The sequence below is a fragment of the Georgenia sp. TF02-10 genome, assembly GCF_022759505.1.
Taxonomy (GTDB): domain Bacteria; phylum Actinomycetota; class Actinomycetes; order Actinomycetales; family Actinomycetaceae; genus TF02-10.
This window is the reverse complement of the sequence record NZ_CP094289.1, coordinates 3454829-3468301: the sequence shown is the minus strand read 5'-3', so window position 1 is coordinate 3468301 and position 13473 is coordinate 3454829. Positions and strand designations below refer to the sequence as shown.

Here is a 13473-nt window from a genome sequence, read left to right as displayed (position 1 = left end):
CCATGGCCGAGCCCACCACCGACCAGCCCACCGGCGCCGCGGCAACCGGCGCCGGGACCACCGCCGGCGAGACCACCGCCGCCGCGGCCCCGGCCACCGGCGAGACCACCGCCGCCGGCCAGGCCCGCGTCCTGCGGGTCCACCACCTGCGCCCGGCGCCCGGGGCCCGCTCCGCCAAGATCCGCGTCGGCCGCGGCGAGGGCGGCAAGCGCGGCAAGACCGCCGGCCGCGGCACCAAGGGCAGCAAGGCCCGCGGCCAGGTGCCCGAGCGGTTCGAGGGCGGGCAGATGCCGCTGCACATGCGGCTGCCCAAGCTCCGCGGGTTCAAGAACCCGTTCCGCACCGAGTACCAGGTGGTGAACCTGGACAAGCTCGGCGCCCTCTACCCCGAGGGCGGGCCCGTCACCCGCGAGGACCTGGCGGCCAAGGGCGCCGTGCGCGCCGGCCAGCCGGTCAAGGTCCTCGGCACCGGTGACGTCAGCGTCCGCCTCGAGGTCGCCGTCGACGCCTGCTCGGCGTCGGCCAAGGAGAAGATCGAGGCCGCCGGCGGGACCGTCACCACCGCCGCCACCGCCTGAGCCGTCCCGGCCTCGGCGCCGCCGGACCTCGTGACCACGATCGCCTCCGGGAGCCTGTTGTCCTTTGGCGGCGGTCGCGCGGGGGCCTGGTGGCGGGATTTTCGGACCAGCGGCTCGGTGAGCCGGGCCGAGCGTGTGCTGGACGCCCTGGGGGGACTTCGGGGGCTGTGCGGGCGGGTGGGGGCCCTGGCGGGGGTGTGGGGGTGCCCCTGGTGGGGGTCAGGCGACCTGGAGCTGGGCGGTGGTCACTCCCTTGGCGAGCAGGCGGAGCAGGTTGGTCACCCCGGCGGCCAGGGAGAGCTCGGACTGCACCGCTGCCAGGCCGCGGCGGGAGAACCGGCGCAGCCCGCGGCCGTCCTTCAGCCAGGCGTTGGGGGCTTCGATCAGGTGGGACCGGCGCCGGTAGGTGGCGAGCCCGTCGGGGGTGCGCAGCCGGTGGTTGACCTTCTCCCGGGCCGACGCACCCTCCGGTGGTGGACCCTCGGCCGGGTTCGTGGTGGCGCGGGCGGACAGGCGGCGGCGCTTGCTGTCGGCGATCAACCGGTCCGGGCCGGGTGCGGTGAGGTTCTCGTTGGAGTCATACCCCGCGTCGGCGAGCATCGTCCCGATGGTCAGGTCCGTCCGGCCGGTGCGCTCGGCGATGGTGGCCAGGGTGGTCTCGACCGCGTCCTTGGTGGGCAGGAACTGGCGCACGTCGGTGGTGTCCTGGGTGGCCCGGGCGGTCAGGATGAACACGTCCTCGCTGGTGGAGGTCTGGCAGTTCATGCCCTGGACCCAACCGTCGCGGGTCTTCATCAGCCGGGAGTCCGGGTCGGTGAGGTTGGCATACACCTTCTCCCCGGCGTTCTCCCCGGCCGGGCCGCCGGCCTGCGCCGCCGCCCCGGCGCCAACCTTCTCAGCGTCTGCGGCCTGCTCCGTGCCGGCGCCCGGCGCCTGGCCGGCGTCGGCGGTCTGCTCCGTGCCGGCCCCGGTGGCGTTGCCGGCGCCGGCGCCTGGGGCCCGGTCCTGATCGGTGCCGCCGGCCGTGTCCTGACCAGCGGTCACGAGGCCGCGGGCGGCCAGGGCCGCCTGGTAGGCCACCCAGGCCCGACGGACCCGGCAGTGCTCGTCCGGCGGCAGCGGCGGGCGTCCCCTCCTGACCACCCCGGCGGCCAGGTCGCCCTGGTAGGCCTCGTACCGGGCCGCGGCCTGCGCCCGCGCCCGCTCCCACCGGGCCCTGGCCACGCCGACCGGGTCCACCCCCTTCGGCGGGTGCCCGCACAGCGGGGCCCCCTCCGCCTGCGCGCTCTGGTACTCCTCGGCCCGCTCGACCGTCTTCTCTGCCCGCTCGGCCGTCTTCGCCGCCTCGGCCTCGGCCTTGCGGCGGGCGGCGAGATACTTCTCGGCCCGCTCGGCGGCCCTCGCCGCCTCCGCCTCCGCCTCCACCTTGCGGGCGGCGGCGCGCTTCTGGGCCCGCTCGGCCTTCTTCTTCTCCTCCGCCTCGGTCTTGGTGCGGCGGGCGGTGATGACGTCCAGCGCCCGCTGGATCCGCCCACCCCGGTCGGTCCGGTCGGTCACCGCCTCGGGCAGCTCGTCCCCGCGCTTGTCCGGACCGAACAGGGCGTCCTCCTCCGCGTCCGTGGCGCCGACCCGGCCGACGTAGTCCTCCGCCATCTTCCGCAGGGTGGCCTCGCTGCGGTTGGCGCCCCTGCTGGCGCTGGCCTGGATCTTCGTCCCGTCCAGAGCCACCACCCCCATCGAGAGCATCCCCAGCTCGGCGGCCAGCACCAACGACTCGGTCAGCAGACCGGTCAGCGCCTCCTCGTGGCGCTGGCGGAACCGGGCCAGCACCGTGTGGTCCGGGACGTCCTGGGCGCAGATCACCCGGAACGCCACATCCGTGTGGCACAGCCGCTCGATCCGCCGCGAGGAGGACTCCCCCTGCGCCATCGCGTACACGAACAGCGTCAGCAGCATCTCCGGGTCATACCCCCGCCGACCCACCCCACCCAACCGGGCCTTGGCGTGGAAGGCGGTGGTGTCCATCCGCTCCACCGCCGCGATCAAGAACCACACCAGATGCTCCGGCGGCAACCACTCACGCATGTCCGGCGGGAGCAAGAACTCCTGGTCCCGATCCACCACCCGGTACGTCCTGGCCATACCCCCGATCCTCCCGGCAGCGCCCAGGCCGGCCGGCAGACACGCCCAGGCCCGCGCCAGCCCAAAAAGCAACAGGCTCCCGGAGTGGAAAATGTGCCCCAGGTGCACGGAATCCACTCCGGAGGCGATCGTGGTCACCGGGACCTGCTCCGGAGGCGGTCCCGGTCGCTGCGATCCGCTCCGGAGCACGGCGGCCGGTCGTCAGCCGGACAGCCCGTCCATCTGGCCGGCCGACGGCCGCCCCACGTCCCGGCCGACGGCGCCCGTGCGCCGGCCAGCCGACGGCGGGCATCCGTGGGCCGGTAGACGGGGCACATCCCGGGGCCAGCCGAGACGGCGACCCCCGTCCCCCGGCACCGGCCGACGGCGCCCGCCGCGCCCCCGCGTGGCGGTAGTCTGACCGGCGGCCCGTGCCGTGCCCACGGCACCGCGCCCCGCCCCCACAGCCAGCAGGAGGAAGTTTGCTCAGCGCATTCGCCCAGGCGTTCCGGACGCCGGACCTGCGGCGCAAGCTGCTCTTCACGTTGGGGATCATCGCGATCTACCGGCTGGGCACCTTCATCCCCGCCCCGGGCGTGGACTACGGCAACGTCCAGCAGTGCCTGGCCGCCACCGGCACCGGGGACCTGCTCGGCATGGTCAACCTCTTCAGCGGCGGCGCGCTGCTCCAGCTGAGCATCTTCGCGCTGGGGATCATGCCGTACATCACCGCCAGCATCATCGTCCAGCTCATGCGGGTGGTCATCCCGCGGTTCGAGGCCCTGCACAAGGAGGGCCAGGCCGGCCAGACCAAGCTCACCCAGTACACCCGCTACCTGACGATCTTCCTCGCGGTGCTGCAGTCCGCGGTGATCGTCACAATCGCCAACACCCAGCTGTTCGCCGGCTGCCCGGTGCTGCCCATCCCCGACGACTCCCCGCTGAACCTGCTGCTCACCATCATCGCGATGACCGCCGGCACCGGGCTGATCATGTGGCTGGGCGAGCTCATCACCGAGCGCGGCGTCGGCAACGGCATGTCCCTGCTGATCTTCACCTCCATCGCGGCCGGCTTCCCCTCCGCCCTGATCTCCATCGCCGGCGGCGCCGACGGCGTCACCAAGATCCTCGTCGTCGTCGGGCTGATCCTGCTCATCACCCTGCTCGTCGTCTTCGTCGAGCAGAGCCAGCGGCGGGTGCCGGTGCAGTACGCCAAGCGGATGGTCGGCCGGCGGATGTACGGCGGCTCCTCCACCTACATCCCGATCAAGATCAACATGCCCGGCGTCATCCCGGTCATCTTCGCCTCCTCCCTGCTGGCCCTGCCCGGCCTCGCCGCGCAGTTCGGGGACCAGAGCGCGGGGTGGGTGCAGTGGATCGTCACCAACATCGCCAACCCCGCCTCCCCGCTGTACATCACGCTGTACGCGGTGCTCATCCTCTTCTTCGCCTTCTTCTACACCTCGATCACCTTCAACCCCGACGAGGTGGCCGACAACATGAAGCGCTACGGCGGCTTCATCCCCGGCATCCGCGCCGGGCGGCCGACGGCGGAGTACCTGCAGTACGTCATGTCCCGGATCACCACCACCGGTGCCATCTACCTCACCCTGGTGGCCCTGATCCCCACCATCGTCTTCGCCCAGCTGGGCATCACCAACCAGCAGCTCGCCTTCGGCGGCACGTCGATCCTCATCGTCGTCGGCGTCGGCCTGCAGACGGTCAAGGAGATCGACTCCCAGCTGCAGCAGCGGCACTACGAAGGGTTCCTGCGATGAGCGCGCGACTGGTCCTCCTCGGCCCGCCCGGGGCCGGCAAGGGCACCCAGGCGGCCCGGATCTCCGAGCGGCTGGGCGTCCCGGCCATCTCCACCGGGGACATCTTCCGGGCCAACGTCGCCGAGCAGACCGAGCTCGGCCGCCGCGCGCAGCGCTACATGGACGCGGGGGAGTACGTGCCCGACGAGGTCACCAACGCCATGGTGGCCGGCCGGCTCGCCGCCGACGACGCCGCTGACGGGTTCCTGCTCGACGGTTACCCGCGCACCCCGGACCAGGTCCGCCAGCTCGACGGCATGCTCGAGTCGGCCGGCACCGGCCTCACCGCCGTCGTGGAGATCACCGCCGACGTCGAGGAGGCGGTGGCCCGCATGCTCAAGCGGGCCGCCGAGCAGGGCCGGGCCGACGACAACGAGGCGGTGATCCGCCGCCGGCTGGAGGTCTACGCCGAGCAGACCGCCCCCCTGGCCGCCACCTACGCCGACCGGGGCCTGCTGGTCCGGGTCGACGGCATGGGCGCGATCGACGCCGTCACCGACCGGATCATGGCGGCCCTGGCCCCGCGCCTGCACTGATGCTCGGCCGGGAGCGCATCGAGTACAAGACCCCCGACCAGGTCCGCGCGATGCGGCGGGCCGGGCTCGTCGTCGCCGACATCCATGCCGCCCTCCGCGCGGCCGCCGCACCCGGGATGACGACGGCGGACCTCGACGCCGTCGCCGCCGACGTCCTGGACCGGGCCGGCGCCCGGTCGAACTTCCTCGGCTACCAGGGCTACCCCGCACACGTGTGCATCTCGGTCAACGAGGAGATCGTGCACGGCATCCCGGGGGGCCGGGTGCTCCGCGCCGGCGACGTGGTCTCTTTCGACTGCGGCGCCGTCGTGGCCGGCTGGCACGGGGACGCCGCCTTCACCCTCGTCCTGGACCCGGCCGACCCGGCCGACGAGCTGCTCGTGCGCACCACCGAGCGGGCCATGTGGGCCGGGGTTGCCGCGCTGGCCACCGGGACCCGGCTGGGCGAGGTGGGGGCGGCGGTGGAGGACGTCGTCGACGACGTCGCCGCCACCACCGGCACCCGGCTCGGGATCGTCGAGGAGTACGTCGGGCACGGGATCGGCACCGCGATGCACCAGCCGCCCGACGTGCTCAACTACCGCGCCCGGGACCGCGGCCCACGGCTGCGGCCCGGCATGGTGCTGTGCGTGGAGCCGATGATCACCGCCGGCAGCCCGGTCAACGATGTCCTCGCCGACGACTGGACGGTGGTCACCCGGGACGGCTCCCGCGCCGCGCACTACGAGCACACCGTGGCCCTCGGGCCGGCCGGGGTCTGGGTCCTCACCGCGCCCGACGGCGGTGCCGCGGCGCTCGGCGAGCTCGGCGTGCGGGTCGCACCGCTGGACTGACCGGCGCCCGCCCCCGGGGTGAGCTTCGCCCGACAGGCTCACACCGGGATCACCCGCCCGTCTCATCCACCGATCATCATCCCCGGGCGTTCACGCCCCCGTCGCTTGTTGATTCCCTTGCTCTCACCGCCGGCACGTGCGCTGCCGGGGACAGGGAGTGGGTGGTCTGCAGTGCGGGTGAGGTCGTTGAGGCTGCTGGTGCCGCAGCCGGACGGGGGCGGCGAGGACCGCGGGACGACGACCGACACCCTGCCCGCGCCGGCCACCTTCCCGGTGAGCGTCGATCGGGCGGCCACCTTCCCGGCGGGCGTCGAGCCGGCGGACGCCTTCCCCGCCAGAGTCGAGCCGCCGGCCACCTTCCCGGCGGGCGTGGAGCCGGCGGACGCCTTCCCCGCCAGAGTCGAGCCGCCGGCCACCCTGCCGGCCGATGCGTTCCCGGTGCCCGCCGAGCCGGTCGACGTCGCCTCGCCCGCCCGGCCCGCCGACGGCGGCACCCTCCCGGTCATCACCTCGCCCGACGTCGTAGTGGGCGGCGACGACGCCGTCGCCGGGCCGGAGGAGCGGCTCCGCCGGGCCGTGGTGCACCTGCCCGACCTCGCCCGCCGGGTGCGCCCGGTGCGGCCGGCCCGCAGCTGGCGCTCGGCCGCCCGGGCTTACCGGACCGCGCTGGTGGTCCTCGACGCCGTCACCGCCGCCGCGGCGGCCGCCGTCGTGCTGCGCGGCGCGACGGACCCGTGGGTCGGGCTGCTCGCCGCGCTCCTCGCGGCCGCCGCCGTCCCCGCCGCGGTGTGGGCGCACGGCGGGTACGCCCCGGACCGCACCGCCACCGGCCCCGCCGAGGACAAGGCAGTGCTGCGGGCCGGCACCGTCGTCGCGCTGGCCGCCGTGGCCCTGAGCCACCTCACCGCACTGGACGCCCCACCGGCGCTGCCGCTCCTCGCTCCGGTCGCCGCTGTCGCCGTGATGGTGCTCGGCCGGCTCGTCCTGCGGGCCCAGGTCCGGCGCGCGCGGCGCCACGGCCGGCTGCTGCGGCCCACGCTGGTGGCCGGCGACGCGGCCGCCGTCGGCGGGGTGCTCGCCGCCCTGCGCGAGGACCGCGGGCTCGGCCTGGACCCGGTCGGGCTGTGCACCACCGGGCCGGTGGACACCCACGCCGCCGCCGGGGTGCCGGTGCTCGGGTCGCTGCCGGACCTGCCCCAGCTCGTCGCCGAAGCGGGCGCGGAGGTCCTGCTCGTCCACGACGCCGCGCTCCCGGCCGCCGAGCTCCGCCGCCTCACCTGGCTCATGGAGGGCAGCGGCGTGGAGCTGATGCTCGCGCCGAACCTGCTCGAGGTGGCCGCCGGCCGGGTCACCGTGCAGGCCGCCGGCGGGGCGACGCTGCTGCGGGTGCGCACCGGTGCCACCCGGCGGCAGGTGCGCACCAAGGCCGCCGTCGACCGGCTGGCGGGTGCGGCGGCGCTGCTGCTGGCCGGGCCGGTGCTGCTCGTCTGCGCGGCCGCGGTGCGGCTGACCTCACCGGGCCCGGCGCTGTACCGGCAGACCCGGGTCGGGGTCGACGGCGCGCCCTTCACCATGCTCAAGCTGCGCACGATGAGCGTGGACGCGGACCGCCGGCTCGCCGAGCTGGCGGCCGCGGACGAGGGCAACGGGGTGCTGTTCAAGATCCGCCGGGACCCGCGGGTCACCCCGCTCGGCCGGGTGCTGCGCCGGTACTCCCTCGACGAGCTCCCCCAGCTGATCAACGTCGTCCGCGGGGAGATGTCCCTCGTCGGCCCGCGCCCGCCGCTGCCGCACGAGAGTGAGAAGTACGACACAACTGAGCGGCGCCGCCTCAAGGTCCGGCCCGGCCTGACCGGGCTGTGGCAGGTCAGCGGGCGCTCGGACCTCAGCTGGCCGGACACCGTCCGCCTGGACCTGCGGTACGTGGACAACTGGTCCCCGGCCGGGGACCTGGGCATCCTCGGCCGGACGGTCGGCGCCGTGCTCGGCGGCCGGGGCGCCTACTGATCCTGCGGCGGCCGGCCCGGGCGGGTGACCGGCCGCCGTCGGGCCCGCTGCCGGGCCCGTGGCCGGCCGCCAGCGGCCCGCTGGCCACCAGCCGCCGGGCCTGCTGACCGGCACCCAGCCCACCCGATGTGGCCCGCTGGCCGCCCGCCGTCGGCCCGCTGGCCGGCCCGCCGCCGGCCCTGCTGGCGGGTCCTCGGCACGGCCGGCCGCTCCTTCCCCTCCCGAACCGCCCTCCCTTCCGGTAGGTTGCCCCTACGAGGTCCCCGATCAGGGTGGCGTCGGGGGGACTACCTGAAGATCGGCGGGGGTGCCGATGGACGTCTCACTCATCAAGGCAGGTGCGGCCCGGCCGCGCCGTGCGCCCGAGGTGGTGGTCGACGAGCGGCTCACCGAGCTGCTCGACCTCGCCGCGCCGCTCACCGTCATCCGGGGCCCGCGCGGCTTCGGCAAGACCACCCTGCTGCAGACCTGGTTGGCGGCCGGCGGCCCGGCCCACCCGGTGGTGCAGCTCGCGCTGACCCGGGCGGCGAACGCGCCCGAGGTGTTCTGGTCGACGCTGCTGGCCGTGCTGGTCGACGCCGGCGCGGTGCCCGCCCCGGATCGCCCGGCGGCCGAGGCGGACGGCCGGCCCGGCCCGGACGCCCGGCACGAGGTGCTCACCGGGCTGGGCCGGCGGGCCGAGCCGTTGACCGTCGTCGTCGACGACTACCACCAGGCCGGGCGGGGGGAGGACGCGGCAGACATCGACGAGGACCTCGTCGAGCTGGTCCGGCAGAACGACCAGCTGTTCCTCGTCGTCGCCACCCGCGGCGCCCGCGTCATCGAGACGACCGGCGCGCTGTCCGTGGACATCACCATCATCTCCCCGCGCGAGCTCCGGCTGCGCCCCCAGCACGTGCGCACCCTCGCCGGCCGGCTCGGCGTCCCGCTCGCCGAGCGGGAGGCGGAACGGCTCGCCGACGGGCTGGACGGCTGGCCCGCCGCCGTCCGCGACGTGCTGGTCCGCTCGCGCGGCGGGCCGGTCAACCTCTCCCTGGCCGACGACTACATCGCCGCCGTGGTGCGGGACCTGCGCGACGAGCACCTCCGTGACTTCGTCCTCCGCACGGCGGTGCCGGAGGAGTTCGACGCCGAGCTCGTCCGGCGGGTCGTCCCCGGGGAGGAGGCCCTGGTCGCCCTGCGCGCCGTCCGCTCCGGCGGGATGGTGCGGGAGGAGGTCCGCGGCGAGCGGCGGGTCTACGCCTACCCCCCGCTGGTCCGCCAGGCCCTCCTGCGGCTGCTCGACGAGACCCGCCCGGAGGTGCGGCGGGAGGTCCACCGGGCCCTCGTCGACATCCACGAGCGGAGCGGGGACCACCTCGGCGTCCTCCGGCACGCCGTGCAGGGCGGGGCGTGGCCGGTCGCCGAGCGGGTCATCGAGACCGAGTGGCACCACCTGATCACCACCGACCCGGCCACCCTCGTCGGCGCCGCCCAGCGCATGCCGCGCGAGCTCGTCGACCGCCACCCCCGGCTGCGGGTGGCCCGGGACGAGCTCACTGGCGCCCTGCGCCCGCGCCCGGACCGGCCGCCCGCGCCGGCCTGGACCACCGGCGACATCCCGGGCATCACCCTCGAGCTCGGCCTGGACCGCATGGGCAGCCCGATCGACCCCACGGTCGTGGTGCTCCTGCAGTGGGGCGGCGCCGCCGTGCTGGCCGGGGACGAGTCCGCGGCGCTGTACGCCTTCGGCCGTGCCCGCGCCCGCGCGCAGGCCTCCGGCACCGACCCGCTCGGGGTGCGGCTCGCCACCGCCGGGCTGGCCCTCGCGCACGCGATCTACGCCGACGCCGACCTGGCCGCCACCTGGCTGGCGGACCCCGCCCTGGCCGACGCGGCGGACGCGGCCGACTACCCCCTGCTGGAGAGCTGGGTGGCGCTGGCTGCCGCCACGGTCGCCGTCGACCGGCTCCAGCCCGACGCCGCCGCGCTGGTGGCCGCCATCCCCGAGCGGGAGCGGCGCGACGAGGTCTGGGCCTTCGGGGTCTTCGTCGGGTCCGCCCATGCCGCGCTCTCCCGCGACCCGGCCGAGGCGGTCCGGTGGGCGGAGAAGCTCCGCGCCGCCCGGCACTACCTGCCCGGGGACCGGCTGGTGGAGGACCTGCTCCTCGCCGCCGAGGTCGAGGTGCTGCTCGCGGCCGGCCTGGACGCCGCCGCCCGGCGCAGCGCCCGGCGGCTGGCGCCGTCGGCGATCTCCCTGCCCACCCACGCCCGGCTGAGCCTGGCCGCCGGGGACTACGCGCAGGCGGCCGGGCGGGCGCAGGGCGCGCTGGACCACCCCGGGCTCACCGTCCGGTCCGTCATGGAGTGCCACCTGGTCCTCGCCGCGGCCCGCCACGCGCTGGGGGAGCGGGCCGGCGCGCACGCCGCGTTCGCCGACGCCGTCCGGGTCGCCGACGCCTCCGGGCAGCGGCGCCCCTTCCTCATCCTCCCCTACAGCACCTTCCGTGCCCTGGCCGGCGGGGAGGACCGGGTGGTGCAGATGTGGCCGCCGGCGCTGCGGCCCGGGAACGACGACGCGGTGGGCCCGCGCGGCGGCCTGGCCGCGGTCCTGACCCGCCGGGAGGCGGAGACCCTGCGCGCCCTGGCCCGGCACAGCGGCGCCGTCGCGGTGGCCGGCGAGCTCGGCCTGTCCGTCAACACCGTCAAGTCGCACCTGCGCAGCGTCTACCACAAGCTCGGCGTCACCACCCGCAGCGAGGCGCTGGCCCGGGCGGCCGAGATCGACGCTGCCGGCGACGGCGTCCCGTCCGGCGTCGGCCCGGGCACCGGGGACGCGCCGGGTGCCGGCGACGGCGCCCGGCCCGGCAACGGCGGTCGGTCCGGGAACGGCGTCGCGTCCGGCGACGGTGGCGCGTCCGGGGACGGCGTCGCGCCCGCCCGGGACGTGCCGGCAGCGGTCGCCCAGTCCTCCACCGGCCAGGGAGCGCCCCGCTCCGCCGCCCGATGACCCGGGCGGCGACCCGCTCGGCCGGCCGCGGCCTGCCCCGCGTGCCCACCGCGTTCGCGGCACCGCCGGCCGCCTCGGCCGCGCTGACCGGGCTGCCGCCGCTGGTGGTCCTGCAGGCCCCGCGGGGCTACGGCAAGACGACCACCGTCTCGGCCTGGCTGCGGCGCCCCGAGCTGCCCGACCACGACCTGGTCTGGCTGACGGTGCCGGCCTCGGCCGCCGGTCGGGAGCAGCTCTGGTCGCTCGTGCTCGGTGGGCTCGACGGCGACGACCCGCCGCCGGGTCCAGGCCCGGTTCACGGTCCGGGTGCCGTGCCCGGGCCCGGCCCGGAGACGGTGGCCGCGGCCCTGGCCGGGCGCCGCCGGCACCTCGTCCTCGTCCTCGACAGCTACGAGCGGCAGCCCGACCACGCCGTCGACTCCGAGCTCGTCCAGCTCGCCCAGACCGTCGAGCGCCTGCACCTGGTCGTCCTGACCCGTACCCCCCGCCCGCTGCTGCCGCTCGCCCTGGCGGCCCCGGACGCCGTCGTCCTCGGGCCCCGCGACCTCGCCCTCGGCCCGGCCGAGGTGCTCGCCCTCACCGCCGGGCTGGGCCGCCCGCTGACCGCCGCCGCCGCCGAGCGGCTGTCCGCGGGGCTGGCCGGCTGGCCCGGGGCGATCCGGGTGGCGCTGCTCAGCGGCGACGTCACCGAGACGGGCACCATCGTCACCGACCCCGCCGGCCTGGCCGCCTACCTGCGGGTGGTCCTGGGCGACCTGGAGATCGGCCCGGCCGCCGTCGACGTCCTCACCGCCCTCGCGGTGAGCGAGTCCTTCACGCCGGCCACCGTCGAGGAGCTTCTCGACGGCAGCGAGCGCGCGCAGGTGGAGTCGGTGCTGGGCCGGATGCTGGTCGCCGGCCTGCTCCGGCAGGTGCCCGGCGAGCGGTCCCGGTTCGCCTACTCCCCGCTGCTGCGCGCCGCCACCCTGCACATCCTGCGCGAGGATGCCCCCGCGCGGCACCGCGCCCTCCACGCCCGCGCCGCCGAGCGGGCCCGGGACGCCGACGACGCCACCGGCGCGCTGCGGCACGCCATCGAGTCCGAGGACCCGGGCCTGCTGGCGTGCGTGCTGACGCAGTTCTGGCGCCGGTACGTCCGGGACGACCTGCCCCGGCTGCGGGCCGCGCTGGCGCTCCTGCCCGAGCCGGACGCCGTCGGCGAGCCCCCCGTGCTGGCCGCCCTGCGCAGCCAGGTCCGCCCGACCGAGCAGCCCCGCTGGTTCCTGGACGCGCTGCGCAGCGGCCTGCCCGTCATCGCCCCGGGCAGCAGCGCCGTCGCGGTGGCCAGCCCGGCCCCGGCGACGCCGGGGCTGCCGGCCGCCCTGGTGGGCGTGGGGACCGGGCTGCTCGCGGCGGGGGAGCTGCTCGCCGCGGCGCACTCGTTCTACGAGGCGGTCCGGCAGGCCACGAGCGCGGCCCGGGCGCTGCTCGCCGAGGCGGGGTCGGGGCTCGCCGTCGCGCTCGTCCTCCTCGGCCACCTCGAGGCCGCGCAGCGGTGGCAGGAGTGGGCGACGCGCCGGCCGACCGGGGCGTCCGCGGGCGGGCTGCCCGGGGACGTCGCGGGGAGCCCGTCCGCGGGCGGGCTGGGCGGGGACGTCGCGGGGAGCGCGCCGGGCCCGGCGCCGGTGACCGCCGAGCTCGCCGCCCCCGGCCCGCTGACCGAGGTGGGCCGCCTCGCGGTCCCCGCCCTCACCGCCCTGGACCGGCTCGAGGAGATCGCCCTGCCCCAGGTCCCGCCCCGGCTGGCGGACGCCGACCGCTGGCTCGAGATCGTCCTGGTCTACGTCTGGGCGCTGCAGGGGTTGCACGGCGGCCGGGTCAGCGAGTCGCTCCTCGGCCTGGAGCGCTACCGCGTGCAGACCCCGACGGCGCCGGCCCTGGCCGACGTGCTCCTCACCGCCGTCCAGGTGGACCTGTGCATCGCCGCCGAGGAGTACCCCCGCGCCGGCGAGCTGCTGGCGGCCACCGCCGCCGTCGGCCAGCCCTGGTGGCGCGCGGCCCGGGCCCGGCTGGACCTCTTCCTCGGCGAGGACGAGCGTGCCCTGTCCCGCACCGAGGGCCTGGAGCGGATGGCGCCGGTGCTGTGCCGCACGGCGCTGCGGCTGGCTCTCGTCCGCGTGGTCGCGGCGCACCGCACCGGCCGCCGCGCGGTGGCCGCCGACGCGCTGCACCTGGCGACGGCGGTGGCCGAGCAGACCGGGATGCTCCGCCCGTTCGTCCTCGTCCCGCGCGGCGACCTCGAGGCGGTGGCGGCGACGATGCAGCCCGGCGCGCCCGGCCAGACCATCTCCGCGCTGGCCGCCGACGACGGGCCGCTGCCGCGCGTCGCCCAGGCCGCGCCGCTGAGCGCCCGGGAGATCCGGGTCCTCCGCGAGCTGGCGACCGGGCGGCCGGTCGCCGTCATCGCCCGGCGCCTGTACGTCTCGGAGAGCACCGTCAAGACCCAGATGCGCAGCATCTACCGCAAGCTCGGGGTGCACAGCCGGGAGGACGCCGTCCGCGCCGGCCGCCGGCTCCGGCTGGTCCCGGCCGCGGCAGGGGAGGGGAGATGAG

Annotated in this window: 8 protein-coding genes; 7 read left to right on the top strand and 1 reads right to left on the bottom strand. The window is 76.6% G+C overall.

Annotated elements, in window-relative coordinates:
* Positions 1-2 precede the first annotated feature (2 nt).
* On the top strand, positions 3-578 hold the full coding sequence (gene rplO / locus MF406_RS15750; RefSeq protein ID WP_242895581.1) for a 50S ribosomal protein L15: 576 nt from the start codon (positions 3-5) through the stop codon (positions 576-578).
* A 219-nt stretch (positions 579-797) separates the two neighbouring features.
* On the opposite strand, the gene MF406_RS18925 is transcribed toward rplO, so the two are convergent.
* Positions 798-2720, bottom strand: coding sequence for a transposase (locus tag MF406_RS18925; RefSeq protein WP_305852966.1), 1923 nt, complete (start codon positions 2718-2720; stop codon positions 798-800).
* 461 nt (positions 2721-3181) lie between these two features.
* On the opposite strand from MF406_RS18925, the gene secY reads away from it, so the two are divergent.
* From secY to MF406_RS15700, 6 genes are all read left to right on the top strand, one after another.
* Entirely contained in the window at positions 3182-4477 is a 1296-nt protein-coding gene (gene secY / locus MF406_RS15730; RefSeq protein WP_242895580.1) for a preprotein translocase subunit SecY, read from the top strand.
* On the top strand, positions 4474-5052 hold the full coding sequence (locus tag MF406_RS15725) for an adenylate kinase (RefSeq protein ID WP_242895579.1): 579 nt from the start codon (positions 4474-4476) through the stop codon (positions 5050-5052). Before secY ends, MF406_RS15725 begins: the two co-directional genes overlap by 4 nt.
* Positions 5052-5885, top strand: a complete 834-nt coding sequence (gene map, locus MF406_RS15720) for a type I methionyl aminopeptidase (protein ID WP_242895578.1) — start codon at positions 5052-5054, stop codon at positions 5883-5885. Before MF406_RS15725 ends, map begins: the two co-directional genes overlap by 1 nt.
* A gap of 177 nt (positions 5886-6062) precedes the next feature.
* Positions 6063-7892, top strand: a complete 1830-nt coding sequence (locus tag MF406_RS15710) for a sugar transferase (protein ID WP_305852971.1) — start codon at positions 6063-6065, stop codon at positions 7890-7892.
* A 313-nt stretch (positions 7893-8205) separates the two neighbouring features.
* Positions 8206-10881, top strand: a complete 2676-nt coding sequence (locus MF406_RS15705; protein WP_242895576.1) for a LuxR family transcriptional regulator — start codon at positions 8206-8208, stop codon at positions 10879-10881.
* A 41-nt stretch (positions 10882-10922) separates the two neighbouring features.
* A complete protein-coding gene (locus MF406_RS15700; RefSeq protein WP_242895575.1) occupies positions 10923-13472 on the top strand; it encodes a LuxR C-terminal-related transcriptional regulator in 2550 nt (849 codons plus the stop codon).
* The last annotated feature ends 1 nt before the right edge of the window (position 13473 follow it).

Excerpts from the sequence above, each read along its gene's own strand:
- rplO (WP_242895581.1), top strand. The coding sequence starts at position 3 with ATGGCCGAGCCCACCACCGACCAGCCCACCGGCGCCGCGGCAACCGGC.
- MF406_RS18925 (WP_305852966.1), bottom strand. The coding sequence starts at position 2,720 with ATGGCCAGGACGTACCGGGTGGTGGATCGGGACCAGGAGTTCTTGCTC.
- MF406_RS15725 (WP_242895579.1), top strand. The coding sequence starts at position 4,474 with ATGAGCGCGCGACTGGTCCTCCTCGGCCCGCCCGGGGCCGGCAAGGGC.
- map (WP_242895578.1), top strand. The coding sequence starts at position 5,052 with ATGCTCGGCCGGGAGCGCATCGAGTACAAGACCCCCGACCAGGTCCGC.
- MF406_RS15705 (WP_242895576.1), top strand. The coding sequence starts at position 8,206 with ATGGACGTCTCACTCATCAAGGCAGGTGCGGCCCGGCCGCGCCGTGCG.